General features: G+C 41.9%; 20 protein-coding genes and 1 pseudogene. 11 read left to right on the top strand and 10 right to left on the bottom strand.

Features of this window, described 5'->3' with window-relative positions; all coding sequences use genetic code 11:
* Positions 1-4: 4 nt before the first annotated feature.
* Both ACQFX9_RS01420 and ACQFX9_RS01415 read right to left on the bottom strand, forming a co-directional pair.
* Entirely contained in the window at positions 5-889 is an 885-nt protein-coding gene (locus ACQFX9_RS01420) for an alpha/beta fold hydrolase (RefSeq protein ID WP_427160377.1), read from the bottom strand.
* A gap of 20 nt (positions 890-909) precedes the next feature.
* A complete protein-coding gene (locus ACQFX9_RS01415) occupies positions 910-1,410 on the bottom strand; it encodes a HugZ family protein (protein ID WP_427160376.1) in 501 nt (166 codons plus the stop codon).
* A gap of 285 nt (positions 1,411-1,695) precedes the next feature.
* Between ACQFX9_RS01415 and ACQFX9_RS01410 the strand changes: the two genes are divergently transcribed.
* The 4 genes from ACQFX9_RS01410 (at position 1,696) to atpC (ending at position 6,745) form a co-directional block, all read left to right on the top strand.
* A complete protein-coding gene (locus ACQFX9_RS01410; protein WP_427160375.1) occupies positions 1,696-3,180 on the top strand; it encodes a CIA30 family protein in 1,485 nt (494 codons plus the stop codon).
* A gap of 576 nt (positions 3,181-3,756) precedes the next feature.
* Complete coding sequence (locus tag ACQFX9_RS01405; RefSeq protein ID WP_427160374.1) at positions 3,757-4,473, top strand: PEP-CTERM sorting domain-containing protein; 717 nt, start codon at positions 3,757-3,759, stop codon at positions 4,471-4,473.
* 315 nt (positions 4,474-4,788) lie between these two features.
* Positions 4,789-6,237, top strand: a complete 1,449-nt coding sequence (gene atpD, locus ACQFX9_RS01400) for a F0F1 ATP synthase subunit beta (RefSeq protein ID WP_427160373.1) — start codon at positions 4,789-4,791, stop codon at positions 6,235-6,237.
* Between the two features lie 94 nt (positions 6,238-6,331).
* Positions 6,332-6,745, top strand: coding sequence for an ATP synthase F1 subunit epsilon (gene atpC / locus ACQFX9_RS01395; RefSeq protein WP_427160372.1), 414 nt, complete (start codon positions 6,332-6,334; stop codon positions 6,743-6,745).
* A gap of 81 nt (positions 6,746-6,826) precedes the next feature.
* Here atpC and ACQFX9_RS01390 read toward each other — a convergent pair whose 3' ends face one another.
* Positions 6,827-7,018 (bottom strand): DUF6887 family protein, encoded by a 192-nt coding sequence (locus tag ACQFX9_RS01390; RefSeq protein ID WP_427160371.1) that lies wholly within the window; start codon positions 7,016-7,018, stop codon positions 6,827-6,829.
* Positions 7,015-7,152: a DUF6888 family protein gene (locus tag ACQFX9_RS01385; RefSeq protein ID WP_427163056.1), complete on the bottom strand. Its 138-nt coding sequence runs from the start codon at positions 7,150-7,152 to the stop codon at positions 7,015-7,017. Before ACQFX9_RS01385 ends, ACQFX9_RS01390 begins: the two co-directional genes overlap by 4 nt.
* 209 nt (positions 7,153-7,361) lie before the next feature.
* Here ACQFX9_RS01385 and ACQFX9_RS01380 point away from each other — a divergent pair, with 209 nt between their 5' ends.
* Positions 7,362-9,446 (top strand): SPFH domain-containing protein, encoded by a 2,085-nt coding sequence (locus ACQFX9_RS01380; RefSeq protein ID WP_427160370.1) that lies wholly within the window; start codon positions 7,362-7,364, stop codon positions 9,444-9,446.
* 177 nt (positions 9,447-9,623) lie between these two features.
* On the opposite strand, the gene ACQFX9_RS01375 is transcribed toward ACQFX9_RS01380, so the two are convergent.
* Positions 9,624-10,223, bottom strand: a complete 600-nt coding sequence (locus ACQFX9_RS01375; RefSeq protein ID WP_427160369.1) for a pentapeptide repeat-containing protein — start codon at positions 10,221-10,223, stop codon at positions 9,624-9,626.
* A 16-nt stretch (positions 10,224-10,239) separates the two neighbouring features.
* On the opposite strand from ACQFX9_RS01375, the gene ACQFX9_RS01370 reads away from it, so the two are divergent.
* The gene (locus tag ACQFX9_RS01370) at positions 10,240-10,725 is read left to right on the top strand and encodes a YraN family protein (protein ID WP_427160368.1); all 486 of its coding nucleotides are present in this window, start codon (positions 10,240-10,242) and stop codon (positions 10,723-10,725) included.
* Between the two features lie 170 nt (positions 10,726-10,895).
* Here the strand turns inward: ACQFX9_RS01370 and ACQFX9_RS01365 are convergent, their stop codons facing one another.
* Positions 10,896-11,285 (bottom strand): hypothetical protein, encoded by a 390-nt coding sequence (locus tag ACQFX9_RS01365; RefSeq protein WP_236143872.1) that lies wholly within the window; start codon positions 11,283-11,285, stop codon positions 10,896-10,898.
* Between the two features lie 346 nt (positions 11,286-11,631).
* Between ACQFX9_RS01365 and queA the strand changes: the two genes are divergently transcribed.
* Both queA and ACQFX9_RS01355 read left to right on the top strand, forming a co-directional pair.
* The gene (gene queA / locus ACQFX9_RS01360) at positions 11,632-12,768 is read left to right on the top strand and encodes a tRNA preQ1(34) S-adenosylmethionine ribosyltransferase-isomerase QueA (protein ID WP_427160367.1); all 1,137 of its coding nucleotides are present in this window, start codon (positions 11,632-11,634) and stop codon (positions 12,766-12,768) included.
* Positions 12,769-13,184: 416 nt separating this feature from the next.
* Positions 13,185-14,366: a tetratricopeptide repeat protein gene (locus tag ACQFX9_RS01355; RefSeq protein WP_427160366.1), complete on the top strand. Its 1,182-nt coding sequence runs from the start codon at positions 13,185-13,187 to the stop codon at positions 14,364-14,366.
* Positions 14,367-14,413: 47 nt separating this feature from the next.
* Here ACQFX9_RS01355 and ACQFX9_RS01350 read toward each other — a convergent pair whose 3' ends face one another.
* Both ACQFX9_RS01350 and ACQFX9_RS01345 read right to left on the bottom strand, forming a co-directional pair.
* A complete protein-coding gene (locus ACQFX9_RS01350) occupies positions 14,414-15,109 on the bottom strand; it encodes a potassium channel family protein (RefSeq protein ID WP_427160365.1) in 696 nt (231 codons plus the stop codon).
* A gap of 75 nt (positions 15,110-15,184) precedes the next feature.
* Positions 15,185-16,519 carry a TrkH family potassium uptake protein gene (locus ACQFX9_RS01345; protein ID WP_427160364.1) on the bottom strand — a complete coding sequence of 445 codons (1,335 nt, stop codon included), beginning with the start codon at positions 16,517-16,519 and terminating at the stop codon, positions 15,185-15,187.
* Between the two features lie 246 nt (positions 16,520-16,765).
* On the opposite strand from ACQFX9_RS01345, the gene ACQFX9_RS01340 reads away from it, so the two are divergent.
* Positions 16,766-17,608, top strand: a complete 843-nt coding sequence (locus ACQFX9_RS01340) for a methyltransferase domain-containing protein (protein ID WP_427160363.1) — start codon at positions 16,766-16,768, stop codon at positions 17,606-17,608.
* A 100-nt stretch (positions 17,609-17,708) separates the two neighbouring features.
* On the opposite strand, the gene ACQFX9_RS01335 is transcribed toward ACQFX9_RS01340, so the two are convergent.
* On the bottom strand, positions 17,709-18,077 hold the full coding sequence (locus tag ACQFX9_RS01335; protein ID WP_427160362.1) for a cyclic nucleotide-binding domain-containing protein: 369 nt from the start codon (positions 18,075-18,077) through the stop codon (positions 17,709-17,711).
* Positions 18,078-18,711: 634 nt separating this feature from the next.
* Between ACQFX9_RS01335 and ACQFX9_RS01330 the strand changes: the two genes are divergently transcribed.
* Positions 18,712-18,942: a NifU family protein gene (locus ACQFX9_RS01330; protein ID WP_427163055.1), complete on the top strand. Its 231-nt coding sequence runs from the start codon at positions 18,712-18,714 to the stop codon at positions 18,940-18,942.
* A 111-nt stretch (positions 18,943-19,053) separates the two neighbouring features.
* Positions 19,054-21,288 (top strand): glycoside hydrolase, encoded by a 2,235-nt coding sequence (locus ACQFX9_RS01325; protein ID WP_427160361.1) that lies wholly within the window; start codon positions 19,054-19,056, stop codon positions 21,286-21,288.
* 53 nt (positions 21,289-21,341) lie between these two features.
* On the opposite strand, the pseudogene ACQFX9_RS01320 reads toward ACQFX9_RS01325, so the two are convergent.
* Positions 21,342-22,292, bottom strand: a pseudogene (locus ACQFX9_RS01320) (RtcB family protein); the annotation flags it as partial.
* Between the last annotated feature and the right edge of the window lie 15 nt (positions 22,293-22,307).

Here is a 22,307-nt window from a genome sequence, read left to right as displayed (position 1 = left end):
ATCTTCACACAAAACGCTGTAATAACCCAGTAAATACGGCTGGTAATTCCAGATGGGGTAATACTCCTGTGTCGGCGATCGCATAAAATTCATGAATCGCATTTAGGTTTAAACTCCTCAACCTGCGTCCTAGCTTGATGCTGGTAAATTGCGCCTTCTCTCCCCAAAAGAACACTGCGGGAACAGTAAGTTGTTGAATATACAAACTCAAGTCAAAGTACAAGTCACCGCGTAAAAATGCTAAAGCGGAAAATTTCCCATTGGGTTGTTGTGCAGAGGTGAGATAAGCTTCTACCATCTCCTGTGTCACCCGTTGTGGTTTCGCAAACAGGAAACTTGAGAGAAAATTTCTCACAGCAATTTCATTTTCTGCCCCCAACCCGTAAATAATATTGTCTAATAAAGGTGTATTAATTATGGGTAGTGGTAGTCTCCGTCCCGCACCCTGACCGAAATCATCAAACCCAGAAGGACAGACTAAACACAAATTTTTAAATAACTCTGGTTGCTGAATCGCCAAGCGGATACTCAAAGCCGCAGTTAATGAAGAAGCAACCACCGTTACGGGTTGGCGACAAGTTTGGGTGATAAATTCAGTAATAGTGGTCAGGTAGTCAGAAATTTGATAATCCCGCACGGGATGCGCCGAATCTCCCCAACCGATTAAATCCGGCGCAAGGATGCGATGAGTAGCAGCAAAAGCCGGATAAACTTTTGACCATTCGTAAGCAGAAGCACCACCGCCAAAATTATGTAAGAACAGTAACGGCGGTAAATTTTCTGTGTCGGAATCTAACCAAGGTGCAGCAGTTTGGGTATAGTAAACCGTTTTTCCCAAGGATGTATTAATAACTTTATGCCCAAAACCAGGTGGTTGAAAACGCAGCATAAGCAATTTAAAATCCCATTCTATCTGGCTTTTTCGCCGGTGATTTGAGCGAGTTGATCTAAGCGATCGCCACTGATATGGTATGCTGCTCCAAATCCAATCACAAATCTACCTTCGGTTGGAGTCAGGCGGAAAATGCGAAAGTCAGCCAAGCCGCGCAAAACTTCGATAATTTCACCGAAACGCTGTTGAAATTGCTCAACAATTTGATTCCATGTCTCAGATTCTCGCTCCATTAAGGTAGCTGTACAATCAAAACTCAACCGACGACGCGCAAAAATTTGAGTAGTTTGACTTTCATCCTCGATAAATAAAACACACACATGAGGATTGATATGAATATTTTGAGTATGAGCAGCTAACCCACTTACGTATATATATATATTCTTGGCATCATCAATCACAAAAGGAGTGTAGCTAGCGTTGGGAATACCCTGTTGATTTACTGTACTAATAATCACACTCTCAAATTTTTCTGTGAAATTTTCATATTCAGCTTGAGCTTTTTCTAATTGATTCATAAGTAAATCTCTATTTGTTTAGTAATATCCAATCAACTATCCTAACGCGCTGACATCCTTGAACCAAAAAAACTCATCCACAATCTCAAATTGGCGAGGTCAAGTAGATTGAAGGTGCGTCAGTATGAATCATTTTTTAGTGTAGTGAGTTTTTTCACACTGACGCACCCTACTAAGTCGTCTATTTGGATATTTTATTTTTTGGACTTGTCCAACTCAAGACTCATAACTCTACACTCACCTCTTCGTTATTATGTAACAAGAAAAGCATTAACAAAACGTATTGTGGCAGATCAAAATCGCTCTCAATGGGACTTAGGCAGATTTATTAATACCTTGACTTACTTCGAGGTTTTTCCTTGCTTGAACTGGGTACAGCAATTATTTCAAGGTCGCTCCCAGCCTCATCAAAATCCACCTCATGGAGAAAACAGTATGGGTGCAATCTTAGTAGCAGGTGCAACTGGTGGCGTTGGTAAACGAGTAGTCAAGCAATTATTAGCACAAGGCTACAAAGTCCGCGCATTAGTACGAGATATCGATAGAGCTAGAACCATACTGGGTGATGATGTTGACTTGGTAAGTGCGGATATTACTAAACCAGAAACTTTAACACCTTTAGTAATGGCGAATATTCAAGCTGTAATTTGTTGTACAGCAGTACGTGTGCAACCAGTAGAAGGAGACACAGCCGATAGAGCTAAATATTATCAAGGTGTGAAATTTTATCAACCAGAAATTGTGGGTGATACTCCAGAAAATGTGGAATATCAAGGCGTTAAAAATCTCGTAGAAGCTGCTAAAAAATATCTATCATCATCCAAGGAAAAATTGATATTTGATTTTACTAGCCCTTCTGTAGAATTAAAGAATATTTGGGGCGCGCTTGATGATGTAGTTATGGGAGGTGTGAGCGCAAGTAATATGCAGTTGTTAGAAAACACAGCTGTGTTTACTGGTAATGTTTCCATCGCCAACTCTGGAGGATTCGCATCTGTTAGAACCAAAAATTTTGAGCAGACTATTAATTTATCTGGCTATACAGGTGTAGAATTACGCGTAAAAGGTGACGGCAAGCGTTATAAACTTTTTCTGCGTACAGATACTAAATGGGATGGTTTAGGCTACAGTTATTCTTTCGATACAGTTGCAAATACTTGGATAAATATCCGCATTCCCTTTAGTGATTTTGTCCCTGTATTTCGAGCCAAAATTGTTAAAGATGCTCCCGCAATTCCCCAAGATAGAATTACCTCTTTGCAATTAATGTTGAGTAAGTTTGAATATGATGGCGCATTAAATCCTCATTTTTTACCAGGGAATTTTGCTTTAGAATTAGCCTCTATTAAAGCTTATAGTGACATCCCTACACCGCAATTTATTCTAGTGAGTTCTGCTGGTGTAACTCGTCCTGGTAGACCAGGAATTAACTTAGATGAAGAACCACCCGCAGTTAAATTAAATGACCAATTAGGCGGAATATTAACCTGGAAATTAAAAGGGGAAGATAGTTTAAGAAATAGCGGAATTCCCTACACCATTATTAGACCATGTGCTTTAACTGAAGACGCTGGAGGTAAAGAAATAATTCTCGAACAAGGTGATAATATCAGAGGCAAAATCAGCCGTGAAGATGTGGCTCAATTGTGTATCAAAAGTTTAGAAACACCCCAGGCTTGTAATTTAACCTTTGAGGCAAAAGAAGGCACAAATACGACAGGGAGTATTAATTGGCAACAATTATTTACTGATTTAAAACCGGATAATTAGACAAAGAATAGTATTAATTGCTACGAGTCTGGTAGTGAAATGAGGAAAGCGATCGCACAACTCTTCAGTCACCTACTCAAGACTCGTATCAGCTAGACAAAAATATTTGCTATGGTGATCACATACGTTTATTAGCTAGACACACTAAAAATCAGCCCTAGTATTATTAATTTTAGATGAAGCACTCATAAAACAGCATAAGGCGTTTACCCTGCTGCAACTAATTATTTGAGTGCAGAAATATCCGATAACCTAGATAATATCTAGGTTGTGCTAAGTCATTTAGAAGAATTTACAATATATTTTTTGTGTAAAGGTATCAGAATCAGACTAGCAGTCTCAGTAGATTTGTCATAGTGTATTGAATATTCAAACGAGGGAAACACTGATTCAAGTTGCCCTTGCATGGTGAAACAACGGCAAAGATAGTGCCAAGCTCAGTAATATATTTGAGAATTTTTTGTGTGCTGCTGGCGATCGCAGTCGAGCAAAGGCTGAAAACGCACTTCTGTGTAGTTAACTGATCGAGGGAATCCACCTGTTCAGATTCTAATGTCTAAAGGTATCCACAAATTCATGGCAACTGCAAATTTAATGAAAAAATTTTCCATAGCTACTGCTGGAGTAACTTGTTTAGCTTTAGCTACCCTGGGTACAGGAAAAGCAGAAGCAGCAGTAATCGTTCTTGATTTTGAAGGGATTGGGAATCTTAATCCAGTTGGGAGTTTCTACGATACCGCACCCCAAGACTTTGATATCACCTTTTCTTCCAATGCTCTGGCTATCGTTGATGAGGATGCTGGCGGTACAGGGAATTTTGGTGGTGAACCTAGTCCTGATACTGTTTTGTTTTTTTTGGATGGGCCTGCTGCTACCTTGAATGTAGCAAATGGATTTACTGATGGATTCTCATTTTTCTATTCAGCAATTAATAACCCAGGTTTCGTCAGAGTGTACGATGGGCTAAATGCTACGGGCAATGTATTGGCAACCATAGACTTGCCATTGACACCACGCAACGGCGCACCTGACCCAACAGGTTCATTTAGTCCTTTTGTTCCGATTGGTGTATCGTTTACAGGGATTGCCAAATCCGTAGATTTCGGCGGAACAATCAATCAAATTGGTTTTGATGATATCACTTTTGGTTCTGATGTTCCTGGTGGTATTGGCTCTCAACCTACGCCTGAACCAACTTCCCTCTTAGGTTTACTAGGAATAGGAGCTTTTGGTAGTAGTGCAGTATTCAAGCGTAAACAGCAGAAGGCTAAAATTGCGTCCCAGGCAAGCTAGTAAAGTATAGAAATCATCTTTAAAAAGTTTTTACTGAAAAACTGCGGTGTTTAACAGCAACACGGCAGTTTTTATTTTTGCCCAACACCACTGAAATTAAATTAACTTTCTGATGTTGTAAGTCTTAAGAATCAATTTATGATTAACAATTGGGTCATTCAGTCAAGCTGGTGGGCAGAAATTCGCCAAACAACTTTTTAAGGAATTACTAACGGAACTCTGTCCCCATACGGTGTTAGAGTGAAAGATGACATTGCATAATCTTATGTCTTCTAAGACCCATTCTGAAATATAGCTTCAATCATTAGGCGCAGCATGGTCACCACCGCAGAAAAAACAAACATCGGTTACATTACCCAAATCATTGGTCCTGTTGTAGACGTTAAATTTCCCGGCGGAAAATTACCGCAAATCTACAACGCTTTGACCATCAAAGGCACTAACGAAGCTGGACAGGAAATCAACCTCACCATCGAAGTACAGCAACTTTTAGGCGACAACCAAGTCCGCGCCGTTGCGATGAGTTCTACCGATGGTTTAGTACGGGGTTTGGAAGTTGTTGATACAGGCGCGCCCATTAGCGTACCCGTAGGTAAAGCTACCCTGGGACGGATTTTCAACGTTCTGGGCGAACCTGTAGACAACAGAGGCCCCGTCAACAACGAGGAAACCCTACCCATCCACCGTTCCGCGCCTAAACTCACTGACTTAGAAACCAAACCTTCCGTATTCGAGACAGGGATTAAGGTCGTTGACCTGCTGACCCCCTATCGTCGTGGCGGTAAAATTGGTCTGTTCGGCGGTGCAGGTGTGGGCAAAACCGTGATCATGATGGAATTGATCAACAACATTGCAACCCAGCACGGTGGCGTGTCTGTATTCGCTGGTGTGGGAGAGCGTACCCGTGAAGGGAATGACCTCTACAATGAAATGATTGAATCTGGGGTAATCAACAAAGATAACCTCAACGAATCTAAAATTGCGCTGGTGTACGGTCAAATGAACGAACCACCCGGAGCGAGAATGCGGGTTGGTTTGTCTGGTTTGACAATGGCAGAGTACTTCCGCGATGTGAACAAACAAGACGTACTGCTGTTTGTTGACAACATCTTCCGCTTCGTACAAGCTGGTTCGGAAGTATCCGCGCTGTTAGGTCGGATGCCTTCTGCTGTAGGATATCAGCCAACCTTGGGTACTGACGTAGGTGAACTGCAAGAGCGGATTACCTCCACCACCGAAGGTTCTATTACCTCAATTCAAGCTGTATACGTTCCTGCGGACGACTTGACCGACCCCGCACCTGCAACCACATTTGCTCACTTAGATGGTACAACTGTACTATCTCGTGGTTTGGCAGCGAAGGGTATTTATCCCGCAGTTGACCCATTAGGTTCAACCTCCACCATGTTGCAACCCAACATTGTTGGTGATGAACATTACAACACTGCGCGTGCTGTACAAGCAACTCTACAACGCTACAAAGAATTGCAAGACATCATCGCCATTTTGGGTCTAGATGAATTGTCTGAAGATGACCGACTCATCGTAGCACGGGCGCGGAAAGTTGAGCGTTTCTTGTCTCAGCCCTTCTTCGTAGCGGAAGTATTCACCGGTTCTCCTGGTAAATACGTAAAATTAGAAGACACCATCAAAGGCTTCCAGAAGATTCTGTCTGGTGAATTAGATGATCTGCCAGAACAAGCATTCTACTTGGTAGGCGACATCAACGAAGCGATCGCTAAAGCCGAAAAACTCAAAGGCTAAAAAGTAGTCAATAGTCAATAGTCAATAGTCCAAAGCTATTTGACTGTTGACTGTTGACTGTTGACTGTTGACCGTTGACTATTAACTTAAACTTATGACCCTAACTGTCCGTGTAATTTCCCCAGATAAAACAGTGTGGGATGCGGAAGCTGATGAAGTGATTTTACCCAGCACTACCGGTCAGCTAGGTATCCTGAGTGGACACGCACCACTACTAAGCGCACTGGATATAGGCGTGATGCGCGTCCGCACCAACAAAAACCAATCTTGGCAAGCGATCGCTCTTCTCGGTGGTTTTGCTGAAGTCGAAGAAAACGAAGTTACCATTTTGGTAAATGGTGCTGAACGTGGCGACAGCATTGACCTAGAAGCAGCCCGTGCTGATTATAACCAAGCTCAAACCAGATTGAGCCAAGTGCCAGCAGGCGATCGTCAAGCTCAAATTCAGGCAAACCAAGCCTTCAAACGCGCCCGCGCTCGCTTTCAAGCGGCAGGCGGTTTGGTGTAAAACTTTAGGGATTGGGTAATGGGGACTGGGGACTAGGTAATTACCAAATTCCTCTTTCCCTGATTGCCTCACTCCCTTTCATTATCTTTGTCCTTGATTAACTCTCCTTTCCAACTCAATTTCAGCCTCTTCAATTTTCATGAGTTGAGGATTGGGATTAGCTGAGTGTAAGCGATCAACGTAAGCATGAAAAGCTTCAGTATTTTGAGGATTTTGCAGTACGTAAGCTCTTAATTGAGCATCCGTCATATCCGCAAAGTTGGGCTGCGTCATTTTGTAAACACCTCCCCATTAGGATAAATTTCTATTTCTATTGTCTCTCCTACTAACATTACGATACGGTTTGTTCGTTCGTCCATCCGCACCAAGTTTATAGGTCGAAGTAAATTGCTGATTCTGACCGACATCCGATAAAAAGATTGTAATTGCTCCAGAGTTGGTTGCATATCCTCCTGATGCTCACGATACACTACTAGTTTGATAATGCTGGTTTATTTTCACCGAAAATACTGATTTTGATCACAAGTTTCCAAAAATTACACCAAGTTTAAGAAAACTCAGCCTTATTAAGTGAAGTGATACCTTAGATAATTAGTTGCCCAGAAGGGCGCAGATTATGAAAAGTTTTTCATCTTTCCTTGGTAAGACTAGAAAAAATAAATTAGCTCGTTTTGCAACTACGTTTATAGCTTCCTTAGCATTAGCTAGCAGTATTAACTCAGCTCATGCTAGTAATGTCAAAACACCCACTTTCAAAGAAAATACATCTACATCAGTCATCCTCGAACAAACCAAGCCAACTGTTACTCCATATCAAGCAGCCGCAGTTGATCCTTTTGTGCTGATTCCTATAGTCTTGGTTGGTGGCTTAGTTATATTTGTCCCTCTGTTTTTTGGTGGCTTAGTAGTTATCGGCGAACGAGAAGTTGGTGTCGTCGTCAAAAAATTTGCGGTTTCTGGACGGGGACTTGCAGCAGGACGTTTAATTGCACTCAACGGTGAGGCAGGTTTACAAGCAGATACTCTCGCACCTGGTTGGCACTGGGGTTATTGGCCTTGGCAGTATTCAGTGCGGAAAGAACCTGTGGTAGTTGTTCCTCAAGGGGAAATTGCCCTAATTGTGGCGGCTGATGGTGAATCTATACCCCCTGAGAGGATTTTGGGTAAAATCACTAATTGTGATAACTTCCAAGATGCCCGAAAATTTCTCACCCAAGGCGGTGAAAAAGGGCGGCAAATGGGCTTTTTGACTGCTGGTACATATCGGATTAATACAGCTATATTTAAAGTGATTATGGCGGCTAACGCCTCTAGTCACGGTATGAGTGCCGAACAGTTACGGGTGCATACCGTAGCCTCTGATAAAGTCGGTATTGTGACTACTTTAGATGGGATGCCGATTAGTGTGGGTGAAATTGCTGGCCCAGTGATTTCAGCCCATGATAACTTCCAAAATGGTCAGAAATTTTTAGATGGCGGTGGACGCAGGGGTTTACAAGAGCAAATTCTGCTGTCTGGTTCTTGGAATCTTAATCCCTGGTTTGTCAACGTCGAACAAGTACCAATGACAGAAATTCCCATCGGTTACGTCGGTGTGGTGATTTCCTTCGTTGGTAAAGCCCAAGAAGATGTGAGTGGCGCGTCTTTCACCCACGGTAACTTAGTAAATCCTGGGCATAAAGGTGTGTGGGTTGAACCTCTATATCCAGGTAAACATCCCATCAACACCCGCATCATGAAAGTAGAGTTAGTCCCGACTACTAATATTGTTTTAAACTGGTCAGGACGGACAGAAAGACACAAATACGACGCAAATTTAGAATCTTTAACGGTGCGTTCTAAAGATGGGTTTGCGTTTGACTTAGAAGTATCGCAAATCATCCACGTCGGCGCGTTAGATGCACCAAAAGTAATTTCCCGTGTGGGTGCAATGCAAAACTTGGTTGATAACGTTCTAGAACCTAGTATTGGTAATTATTTCCGCAACTCAGCCCAAGATTATACTGTACTAGATTTCTTAAATGCCCGGAGTGAGAGGCAAGTTGAAGCCTCGGAATATATTAAAGCCGCATTGCGGGCTTATGATGTCCAAGCAATTGATACCCTAATTGGGGATATTCAGCCACCTGCATCATTAATGCAGACTCAAACAGACAGAAAGATTGCGGAAGAAGAACGTAAGACTTACGAAGTACAGCAAATGGCGCAAACCCAACGCCAACAGCTGGTGCGGGAAACAGCCTTGGCTGATATTCAGCAAGAAATGGTGAAATCTGAGCAAAGCGTCCACATTGCAGAACTCAAAGCCCAAGCGCACATTAAACAAGCGACTGGGGAAGCTGAGTCTACCAAACTACGGGCGATGGCGGAAGCGGAAGGAATTCGCGCCACAGGTAACGCTAAAGCCGAAACCTACCGTACTGGTGTGGAAGCCTTGGGGACACAAGGTTATACAGCTATGCAACTCATGCAGATTATTGGCGATCGCAATGTCCGTTTAATACCTGATATCTTAGTTGGTGGTAGCAATGGCAGCACCAACGGTTTAGTTGATGGTTTACTGTCAATGATTCTATGGAATCAAACCAACAAAAATGGTGAAGTTACACCCACATACCCACAACCAGTGGTAACTCAAACCCCACCAACTAACGGAACTAGTCAATTTATTGTGGACTTACCGAAAGATAAATCGTTATGAACCTGAATGGGGAATAGGGGTTTCAAACAGTCAAAGGAGTTTGAGCATCTGTTAATTTTTTAAACACTTCGTTTTCTAGTAAATAACCCCAGTTTTATTGAGAAAACTGGGGTTATTTATTGTTCAATATCAAATTTCAGGATAACGGCCGACTTTCAAACCTGTTCCCGAATTTACTTAAGGACAATACAAAGTATCTCTTGTATCACGGCCAGTAGTGGGGTTAGTCCCCTTAGCTACCTTACACAATTTTTTGACCTCATCTGGACGCAACAGCACATCAGTAAAATCTGCACCGTCGATGATTGCACCATCAAATTTCGCGTTAGCAGCAAATGCTCCTTCTAAAACTGCGTTTGTCAAGTTGGTTCTAATCAAACGAGCGGAATCTAGGGTAGCATTTGTTAGGTTTACACCTTCCAGATTTGCCGATTCTAAATTGGCTGCAAAGAAACTCACACCCTGCAAGTTAGAGTTACTAAAGTTGCTCTGACGCAGATTTGCTTTGGTAAAACTAGAGTCTGTTAAATCACGTCCTGAAAAATCAGCCTCAATTAAAATTTCTTTGTTGTATTCCAATGCAGAAGCCGGAAGGGAAAAACCGACAATTGTTGTCATCCCCACTACTCCCCACAGCAATAAACTGAGTATACTAGCCAAAATGCGCTGATATTTTTGACACCCTAAGCCGTTGTAAGTACGGTATAAATTGGGTATAGAAGCTAATATCCGATCAGCTACACTGGGGCGTAACCCATCATTTAACTTAGAATTCATAACTATATCTTAGCCAATGGTGAATCCTCCTTCATCACATTATCCCGATATCGGCGACATAGGAGAAGAACTTGTAACTCAATGGTTACAATCTACAGGCTGGTTAATTTTACAACGTCGTTTTTCTTGTCGTTGGGGAGAAATTGACATCATTGCTCAATATCCCGATACCACAGAGAATGAACTAACATCGACACTAGCTTTTATAGAAGTAAAAACTCGTAGCGGTGGTAATTGGGATAACTGGGGCAAAAGTGCCATCAATACTAAAAAACAAGCGAAAATAACTCGCACTGCGGGGTTATTTTTAGCTAAATATCCTGAAAAAGCAAATTATTCTTGTCGATTTGATGTAGCGATTGTCAGTTGTCAGCCAATATCACAAAAAAACCTTAATTTCTCTACAACCCAAACAGCTTTAGCGATCTCATCAGTTGCAGGCTATCAATTCCAGTTACAAGAATATATTGCAGGTGCTTTTGATGTAATTGATGAAGCTTAAAGATAAATAGTTTTACTGTAAACTTTGGGAATCATCTTTAAATAAAGGTTAGTAATCCCAAATCCCAAATCTAAAATCGCTATGGTCGGTAATTGGTCATGAATGAAAAATCGCGCTCAACCAAAGACCAATTACCAAAAATTACGTAACGTCTTTAGATACATAGGGTTTTAAGCCAGAGTTTCTGGACAGTAACCCAATCCTCGAACAAACTGTTGTCGAAAAGCTTCAATTTCCTCTTTTTCAGGACTGCCGTGAGAAACTATCGCTACCTGATAGCGACGCATCACATCTACAGGACATTGCCCCGCTTCTAAACTCCAAAGTGCCATTTGCACGCGCATTGGTGGTTCATAGGTAATTCCCAATTCATTGAGGAAAGCCCGAATATCACCATCATCTTGCGGCGAAATCTGCTCTTTTAGTTTGATCCTAACCACCCAACCATCTATTTGATGAATTACGGTGACGAAAGCAACGGGGATTCTAGGTCTAGCGTGCAGGTGTTGAACAACTCTGAGAGTTAGGCTGGCATTTGCCAGATAATACAAGTATTCCATCATGGTGCTTTTGGATCAAAGCCAATCCTACATCTCTATCTTCTTTAATTCCCCCACTTTCCGGTAGGGTAAATGCCCCCGTTTTGGCATGGGGAGTTTTACCCAATTTTGATTTTGTTGTGTATCGGTCACTAATTCTTGTAGTCTAGGCAAGGGATTGGGGATTGGGGATTGGGGATTGGGGACTGGGGATTGGGGATTGGGGATTGGGGACTGGGGACTGGGGATTGGGTGTTGAGGAGTAATCGATTTAATATCTGAAATTAAAGATTTTGTTCCCTGTTCCCTGTTCCCTGTTCCCTGTTCCCTGCTCCCTAATAACTAATGACTAGTTAATCACAATCAAATGTCTAATCAAGGAACAAACAATACAAATCAAGAACCAAATTTAGATTCTTCATTAGCTGGGTATGATTATGAACTACCTCCAGAACTGATTGCACAAAATCCTGCTGTTCCCAGAGATAGTTCTCGGTTGTTAGTGATCCATTCTCAGACTACGGGTGGTACAACAGCACCATTACATCACATTTTTCGTGATTTATCAGACCTCCTGCGCCCTGGAGATTTGTTAATCATGAATGATACTAAAGTTATTCCTGCGCGATTGTATGGGCGGAAGTCAACTGGCGCAGAAGTAGAAATTTTACTTTTGGAAGAACGTCAGCATAATTGTTGGTTAGCTTTAGTCAAGCCAGGAAAACGCTTTAAAAAGGGCAGTAAAATCTTTTTTGCACCCAGTGGATTAGATATCGCCTCACTTCCCGATTCTCAACTCACTGCCACAGTTTTAGAAACTGACAAAGATACAGGGGGAAGATTATTAAAGTTTGATTTGCCTGAGCATCAATCTTTGGTACAAATTTTAGATAAATTTGGAGAAATTCCGCTTCCGCCTTATATTACAGCCTCCCAAGCCGCAGACGAGCAGTATCAAACAGTGTACGCCCAACAGCCAGGAGCGATCGCAGCCCCCACGGCTGGGTTACACTTTACCCCAGAACTAATTGCCAAGTTAGGCGATCGCAATATCCAGCAAGCCTTTATTACGCTGCACGTAGGTGTGGGAACTTTTCGCCCAGTGGAAGTAGAAAATGTCACCAGCCACCAAATGCACGAAGAGTGGATTGAAGTTCCCGCCGATACAGTAGAAAAAATCCGTACCACCAAACAAAACGGCGGTCGCATTATTGCCGTAGGTACAACAGTAGTTCGTGCCTTAGAAGGTGCAGCAGCCGCTACTGGTGATTTACAACCTTTTTGTGGCAAGACAAACTTATTTATTTATCCTGGCTACCAATGGCGAGTCGTAGAAGGTTTAATTACAAACTTTCACTTACCCCGTTCTAGCCTATTAATGCTAGTGAGTGCGCTGATTGGCAGACAAAGATTATTAAGTATATACAAAGAAGCGATCGCCTCTCGATATCGCTTCTATTCCTTCGGTGATGCCATGTTGATTTTACCAGAAGCGAGAATGTAGGGCAGGGGGCAGGCTGACAGGTGTAGGTATTTTACAAACGTGGCTGAAATGGGGTTTTTCCGTTAGTTGAAAACTCAAATTTTAGTCTTTGATTTTTTACCTAAGAACGAAATTTCGTTATTTGAACCACGTTTAGAACTCTGTTTGAGAGTGTCCACTCATACCCACATCAAAAACCTACACCTGTCAGCAGGGGGCAGGGGGCAGGGGAGACAACGAAGACAAGGAAGACAAGGGAGGCAAGGGAGGCAAGGGGAGAAAAACTATTGACTATTGACTATTGACTGTTGACTATTGACTATTGACTATTGACTATTGACTAATTCACAAATTTTTCTTCGGTGATTTTTAATTTTTCATGTAGTGGTGGGTACTCTGACTTATAAGGATTTAAACCTTCGTACAGAGATTCCATTATGTATAAACGAAATCTTGTTAGGCAGTGGTTCTGCGGTTTGTCTCCCATAACTGGCGATCGCGCTTCTCGTTGGCAAAAACCATCACTCGGAATTCTCTGTGCTGCTTCTGCTGCTGTGATGTTAGTTGCACCGACAGTTGTGAATTTACCTGTATCTCAGGTAATGGCACAAATGCAAACGCCCATTTCTCAAGATTTAGAAGCTGCTATTGCTTACCAACAGGGAGTAACACGCTATAACCGTGGTGATTGGCCTGGTGCGGAATATGCTTTTCGTCAAGCCTTACGCCGAGATCCAAGTTTGGGGATGGCGAGAAATTATCTCGGTAATATATTTCTCATTCAAAATCGCTTGGATGTAGCAGTACAAGAATATAGTGAGGCGATTAGAATTAACCCTAATTTGGGAGAAGCTTACTATAATCTAGGGCTGACATTGCAGCGTCAAGGACAAAAAGAAGCTGCTATTACAGCTTATCGTCAGGCTTTGGTAGTAGAACCCACCAGGGCAGCAACACAGTATAATTTGGGTTTATTGCTTTACGAACAAGGGCAATTACCAGAAGCGATCGCAGCCTACGAACAAGCGATTAATTTTGATAGTAGCGATGCTAACACCTATCATAACTTGGCGATCGCTCTGCAAGAGTCTGGCAAAATGGAGGAAGCGATCGCAGCTTATCAGCAAGTTTTGAAACTAGACCCCAAAAACAGCGCAGCTTATAGTAATTTGGGTAGTTTAATGGCACTCCAAGGTCAAACAGCTGAAGCGATCGCAGTTTATAACCAAGCTGTGCGTCAAGATCCTAAAAATGCCTCAGCTTACTATAATTTAGGTGTGACTTTATACAATCAAGGCGAACTCAAAAAAGCCGGTAGCGCATTAAAACGCGCCCATACTCAATACCGTGAACAAGGGAATCTTGAACAAGCACAAAAAGCTGAACAATTGATGCAGCAAGTTGAGCAAAAAATCGCCCAACAGAAACTCCAACAGCAACAAGCATCTAGTCCTCAGCCATCAACAAACCCAAGCAACAACACCGCAGAATCTAATTCACCACAGCCAAATCAATCAGATAATTCTGGCGGTACACCAGTTTCATCAGAACAGCCTGTATCTCAACCAGAGCAACCTGGTTCTACACCAGATCAAGCTGGTGGTAACGGCAAAGTTTAAAGTAAGTAGAGACGTGACATATCGCGTCTCTACTTATGCTTGAAATTTTAAATCGGTAAGCGATTAATATCCTTATTACAACCAATCACTACCATTGCTGAACCCCGTTCTAAACGCTTATAGGGGTCAGGATTAATCTGAAATTTGCCATCATTACTCACAGCTAGTAAATTTAAACCATAGCGATTACGCAATTGGAGTTCAGCAATAGTCTTGCCGTGAAATTCATCAGGTACAATGACTTCGACAATACTGTTATCTGGATCAAGGTCAAATCTATCTAAGATAGATGGTTTAGTGAGTGTCCTGGCTAAAGCACAACCTGCTTCATATTCAGGAAACACCACATGATCAGCACCGACACGCTTTAATAACTTGTAATGAACTTCACTAGAAGCCTTAGCAACTACATGAGGTACACCACCTTCTTTCACATTTAAAGTGGTGATAATACTTTCTTGAACATAGTTACCAATCGCTACAATTACCGTGTCAAACTCAAAGATTCCGGCTTCCTTTAAAGCCGCCGCCTCGGTAGAATCTAACTGTAGAGCATGACCAACTATATCTTCTGTCAATGCGGCAGATACCCGTTTTTCATCAACATCTGTTGCTAACACTTGATAGCCTAATTTATGCAGTGTTGAACAAACAGAACGACCGAAACGACCTAAACCAATCACGGCGAATTGGTGGTTATCTCTACGTAAAGAGCGAAAAAAGCCTAAAGATGAAAGATTCACAATGTAATCCTTATTCTCAATCCCTGTATTAGTTATTAGTCAACATTTTTACCCCTCATCACCCCGTACCCTTAACTAACCCACAAGTAAATTTTCTTCGGGATAGTGAATTCTGGTAGGTTTAGGGTCTCCTAATATAGATGACATCAGCAGTAAAACGCCTACTCTACCTATATACATAGTGATAATTAGAATGATTTTAGCTGCTGGAGTAACACTACTTGTGATGCCTGTAGAAAGTCCAACTGTAGCAAATGCTGACATGACTTCAAACAAAATTTGAATAAAATCTAATTCTGGATCTGTCAGAGCTATCAGAATCGTGGAGATAATGACTGTAGCGATCGAACCTACTAGTACGCCTACAGCTTTTAAAATTAGAGAGACTGCTATTTTGCGGTTATATAATAATACTTCTTCTTTCCCTTGTAAAATTGATTTAGTACAACTTGTTAATACTCTGACAGTTGTGGTTTTAATCCCACCACCTGTTCCCCCAGGACTAGCACCAATAAACATCAGAGCAATTGTAATAAATAGACCCGCCGTCGTCATTTTGCCGTTGTCTATCGTGTTAAATCCGGCAGTTCTAGGGGTAACTGATTGAAACCAAGCTAGCATTAATTGGGTGCTAAAACTTTTATTACCAAGAGTTTCAGGGTTTCTCATTTCTATACACAAAAAGGCAATTGTCCCCAAAACCAAAAGTATTAAAGTTGTGCTAGTTGCAACCTTAAAGTCAAGAGAAAAAACTAAAGTCGCCTTTTTTTTAAGAAAGCGATCGCGCAACCAGATATAAGTTTCTAAAATTACCTGATAACCAATCCCGCCAAAGATAATTAAGCCCGTAATTGTAAATACAACTACAGCAGATGACTGATAGCCAATTAGATTATCTTTAAACAAGCTAAAACCTGCATTATTCCAAGCATTAATACTATGGAATATTGCCAACCACAGCCCTTGACTCCATCCATAATCAGGTACAAACGCAATTAGAAGTAACAATACTCCTGTAATTTCAAAAATCAATGTTGTGGCAATAATTGAGCGAATAACTTGCGCGCCCCCACTCATTCCCGGCCTATCTAGGGCTTGTTGAATGGCGATTTTTTGTCTTAAATCAAACTTGCGTCCAATTAATAAAATCAAAAAGGTAGTGGTTGTCATGTAACCCAAACCACCGATTTGTGCTAACAAGGCAATGAATAGCTGTCCCCAAAAAGAAAAATAAGTCCCAGGATCAACCACTGATAAACCTGTAACACAAACTGCGGATGTTGAAGTAAACAATGCCACAATTGGATCATTCCAGCTACCACTGCTAGTGGAAAAAGGCATCATCAATAAAATCGCCCCGATGGTGATGACAGCCAGAAATCCTAAACAAATAGTGCGAGAAACTGTCATAAAAAATTCAAAATACCCTACGTGCAATCTTGTATCTAAGTAACATAAAACACCATTAAAAATTTAAGTAATTTGGCAATGATTATCGTATGAGAAGATACAACGAATTAGTTAACTTTTCCTGAGATGGTTGATGAACTTTAACTTCCCAAAAAATGAAAACTTTCTTATTTAATTAAAAGCACACATGGTAGCCTACGGATATATTTTTTTTCATTTCTGTTTTGTCTTAACACTGATTTATCCATGAGTGCAACACTTTACCAGCGAATTCAGCAATTTTACGATGCTTCTTCTGGCCTGTGGGAGCAAATCTGGGGTGAACATATGCACCACGGCTATTACGGTGTAGATGGCAATGCCAAAAAAGACCGCCGCCAAGCACAAATAGACTTGATTGAAGAATTGCTAACTTGGGCAGGGGTAAAAACGGCAGAAAACATCTTAGATGTGGGCTGTGGTATTGGTGGTAGTTCTCTATACTTAGCCGCCAAGTTTAATGCTCAAGCTACAGGTATTACATTAAGTCCAGTACAAGCCGCTAGAGCTACAGAACGCGCTCAAGAAGCAAATTTGAGTGATAAAAGTCAGTTTTTAGTGGCAGATGCTCAAGCCATGCCTTTTGATAACGATACTTTTGACTTGGTGTGGTCATTGGAAAGCGGTGAACATATGCCAGATAAAACCAAGTTTATGCAAGAGTGCTACCGGGTGCTGAAACCAGGTGGTACTTTAATTATGGTGACTTGGTGTCATCGTCCGACTGAAGAATTACCCTTATCAGCAGACGAGCAAAAACACTTAGAAGATATTTATCGAGTGTACTGTTTACCCTATGTAATTTCCTTACCAGAGTATGAAGCGATCGCTCGTCAACTACCATTAAATAACATCCGCACGGCTGACTGGTCACAAGCCGTTGCCCCTTTTTGGAATGTAGTGATTGATTCCGCCATCACTCCCCAAGCCATATTCGGTTTACTACGCGCCGGCTGGACAACGATTCAAGGCGCATTATCACTAGGGTTAATGCGTCGTGGCTATGAGCGTGGGTTAATTAAGTTTGGTTTATTGTGCGGAAATAAATGATGGGCATTCATTGGGCATTGGGCATTGGGCATCGGGCATCGGGCATTGGCTTAAATCTCCCCAGTCCCCAGTCCCCAGTCCCCAGTCCCCAATCCCCAATTCATACCAAATGCTGCAAACGACTTAAACGCTCCGAATAATTTTTAATCACCATCAAGGCGAACATAGGTGTTTCTTGAACAGCAAAGAGGAATCTTTTTTCGTCTAAATAGACTAACTTACAATTTGTTTTGGCGATCGCAGTATAAGTCCTCTCTTTGACACCTACCAGTACACCAGTACCAAATACATCACCAGTGTTAATGGTTTCTACAACCTTACCATTGACTAATATTTCTATCTCGCCCTCCACAATGCCATACATATATTCTCCTGGGTCTCCCTGAGAAAAAATGACTTGACTTGCGGCAAAAACTTGGGGGTCATGTTGTTTTTGAAATATACCAACTGTAATTACAGGATTTGACATAGTACATCTACATAGTTGTTCATTGTCAGTGCAAATCTGCGACTAAGCACAAAAATCACAGAGTAAAGTATACTACTTTACTGAAAGTAGGGTAGACTCCGAAAATATTATTAAGCACTTACCCAAAAACGAATTTTTGCCAATTTGGCAACCATAATATCGCTAATACTGGTATTATTTATTTAGTGCAAGGGGTGTAGCAAAAGTAGCCCCGACCGCAAGGTTGGGGTGACTTCTGCAAAAACTCCAGAAATCTATTCATCGATAACCCCTCGTCTTAGCTAGAGCAAGCAATTGTTTTTAGAGTCAGCAGCGATCGCCTTCCACAATACCGCCACAAGACTCACCTAAAATTAGAACTTACACCCCAAGACTACAACCACACCCCACGCAGCCCCAACATCTTGCTGTCTAATGACTAATGACTAATGACTAATGACCATTGACTCTCCCCACACAGCATAGTTAAGAATTCGCTAAACTCTGGATAGAGAGATGATCTAGACGCAATTGGATCTAGGATCGATTTAATAAGTCCAAACAATAACACTTTGGAACATGGGTTTGTAGTAGACTTTAGCACTACTACGAAATAATTCCTTATCACCATTGGTAACTTACTATGAGTCAAACGATGACATTAACCGTTGAAAACGTGGAAAAAGTTTTGGATGAAATGCGTCCTTATCTGATGTCTGATGGTGGCAATGTGGAACTTGTGGAACTCGATGGGCCTGTTGTCAAACTGCGTTTGCAAGGTGCTTGCGGTTCTTGTCCTAGTTCTACCATGACATTGAGAATGGGTCTGGAACGTCGTCTGCGGGAAATGATTCCCGAAATTGCCGAAGTTGAGCAAGTCTTTTAACAGCAAAAACTGAGGGGAATGGGACTAGGTAGAGAATGAGTTATGAATACGCAGTTGAAATCATTCATAATTTATCATTATTACCCAGTCCCAAATCCTTAATCGGTTCCCATGTCTCACCCACTTTATGTAGCTTTGATTTGGCATCAACATCAGCCGTTATACAAATCCCCCAACGACGGCGTTTCGGAGTCTTCAAGTCAGAAATACCGTCTGCCTTGGGTACGTCTGCATGGCACAAAAGATTATTTGGATTTGGTGTTAATTCTGGAAAAATACCCCAAATTACACCAAACGGTGAATTTAGTGCCGTCTTTAATCTTGCAACTAGAAGATTATATTGCTGGTACTGCCTTTGATCCTTACCTGACAGCCAGCTTAACACCAACAGAACAGCTAACTCAGGCACAAAAAGAATTTATCGTTCAACACTTTTTTGATGCCAATCACCATACCTTAATTGACCCTCATCCCCGCTACGCCCAGTTATATTATCAAAGGCAAGAACAAGGACAGGCTTGGTGTTTAGCTAACTGGGAATTGGCCGAGTATGGTGATTTGCTGGCGTGGCATAACTTATCATGGATAGACCCATTATTTTGGGATGATCCAGAAATTGCAGCTTGGTTAGAGCAGGGACGTAATTTTACATTAAGCGATCGCCAGCGCATTTACTCTAAACAGCGTGATATCCTCAGCCGCATCATCCCCCAACACCGCAAGATGCAAGCCGCCGGGCAATTGGAAGTTACCACCACACCCTACACACACCCCATTCTGCCCCTACTTGCTGATACCAACTCTGGGCGAGTCGCCGTGTCAAATATGACTTTACCTGAGTACCGCTTTCAGTGGAGTGAAGATATTCCCCGCCATTTACGAAAAGCTTGGGAACTATACACAGATAGATTTGGGCAAGAACCCAGAGGTTTATGGCCTTCCGAGCAGTCAGTCAGTCCCGAAATTTTGCCGTATATTATTAAACAAGGATTTAATTGGATTTGCTCAGATGAAGCTGTTCTCGGCTGGACATTGAGACACTTTTTTCACCGAGATGGGGCGGGTAATGTCAAAGAACCAGAATTGATGTATAAACCTTATCGCCTGACAACTCCAGCCGGAGATTTAGCTATAGTATTCCGTGATCATAGATTATCAGATTTAATTGGCTTTACCTATAGTGCAATGCCTGCTAAACAAGCGGCGGCTGACTTGGTGGGACATTTGCAGGCGATCGCCAAAATGCAAAGAGAACGTCCCAGCGAACAGCCTTGGTTAGTTACCATTGCTTTGGATGGTGAAAACTGCTGGGAGTTTTATCCCCAAGACGGTAAACCCTTTCTAGAAGCTTTATATCAGAGTTTAAGCAACGAACCCCACATCAAACTCGTTACTGTCTCCGAATTCCTCGAAAAATTCCCCCCCACAGCCACCATCCCTGGAGAACAACTGCACAGTGGTTCTTGGGTAGATGGTAGCTTTACTACTTGGATTGGCGACCCCGCCAAAAACCGCGCCTGGGACTACCTCACCCAAGCTAGAGAAATGCTAGCCAGTCACCCCGAAGCCACAGAAGAAAATAACCCTGAAGCCTGGGAAGCGTTATATGCAGCCGAAGGTTCTGACTGGTTTTGGTGGTTTGGTGAAGGACATTCTTCTAATCAAGATGCCATTTTCGACCAACTATTTCGCGAACATCTATGCGGTATCTACAAAGCCTTAAATGAACCAATACCGCCCTATCTCCGACAACCAGTAGAAGTCCACGCCGCACAAGTTGACCACTCGCCCCAAAGCTTCATTCATCCCATCATTGATGGTAGAGGCGATGAACAAGACTGGAACAAAGCCGGACGCATAGAAATCGGTGGCGCAAGAGGCACAATGCACGTTAGCAGTGCCATTCAACGTCTTTTGTATGGAGTTGATCACCTGAATTTTTACCTGCGCTTAGATTTTAAAAATGGTTCTGCACCAGGGAAGGATATACCCACAGAGTTAAATTTACTATGGTTCTATCCAGATAAAACAATGCACAATAGCCCCATTCCTTTAGCAGACGTACCAGATACAGCCCCCCTCAATTACCTGTATCACCATCATTTAGAAATTAACTTACTCACCCAATCAGTACAATTTAGGGAAGCGGGAGAAAATTATCAATGGCTTCCCCGCAGTAGTCGCGCTCAAGTTGCTATAGAATCTTGTTTAGAATTAGCAGTACCTTGGGCAGATTTACAAGTTCCTCCCGATTATCCTTTGCGCCTGGTTTTAGTCCTCGCTGATGAAGGATGCTACAAGAAATATTTACCGGAAAATGCTTTAATTCCCATTGCAGTACCTTAGTTTTTTTCTTCTTAAATTAATGAGGGCTTTAGCCCTCACTACAAACATGAAAATCAACCTTTCACACAAACAACTTGCTTGAGTGTGGCTACAACTTCTACCAAATCGGATTGATTTTTCATGACTTCATCTATCGGCTTATAAGCACCAGGAATTTCATCTAAAACATCCTTATCTTTGCGGCACTCTACACCCTTAGTTTGCTCAATTAAATCATCGAGGGTGTAGACATTTTTAGCTTTATTTCTCGACAATAAACGACCCGCACCATGAGAACAAGAACAGAAACTATGTGCATTTCCTTTACCTTTGACAATGAAAGATTTTGCTCCCATTGATCCAGGAATGATTCCATAATCTTCTGTGTCAGCACGCACCGCACCTTTACGGGTGACATACACATCTTCGCCAAAATGGACTTCCTTTTCGGCGTAATTATGATGACAATTTACCTGTAATAAAGGTTTAGTTGGCTTTCCTCCCGCCAGATGTTTCTCAATGATGCGTTGGAAACGCGCCATCATCACATCACGGTTGAAACGTGCATATTCTTGCGCCCATTGTAAATCATTCCAGTAGGCTTGGAATTCTGGTGTACCAGCTACAAAATAAGCCAAATCAGGGTCAGGTAAATTATTATCTGCCATCTTTGCTAATTCTTTCGCTGTATTAATATGACACTGGGCAAGATTATTACCAATGTTCCGCGAACCGGAATGTAACATCAGCCAAACTTGGTTCTCTGTATCTAGGCAAACTTCAATAAAATGATTGCCGCTACCGAGAGAACCCATTTGTTTCATTGCTTTATTTTGCAAGTTCTGCACACCACGATGTAAATCTTTAAAATCTTGCCAATGTTGCCAATTGGTGACAGTTTTTTCGATCTCTTTATTTTCATTAAAACCTGTGGGAATGGCTGCTTCAATATCGAGTCGAATTTTTTTGAGTTTGCCTTCTAACTTATCACCTGTAAATGGTGTTTTGATGGCGGACATACCGCAGTTATGTACAAAAAC

It is taken from the genome of Aliinostoc sp. HNIBRCY26 (assembly GCF_050235535.1).
In the GTDB taxonomy this organism is placed as follows: domain Bacteria; phylum Cyanobacteriota; class Cyanobacteriia; order Cyanobacteriales; family Nostocaceae; genus Trichormus.
The sequence above is the reverse complement of the archived record's forward strand: the minus strand, read 5'-3'. Positions and strand labels throughout refer to the sequence as shown.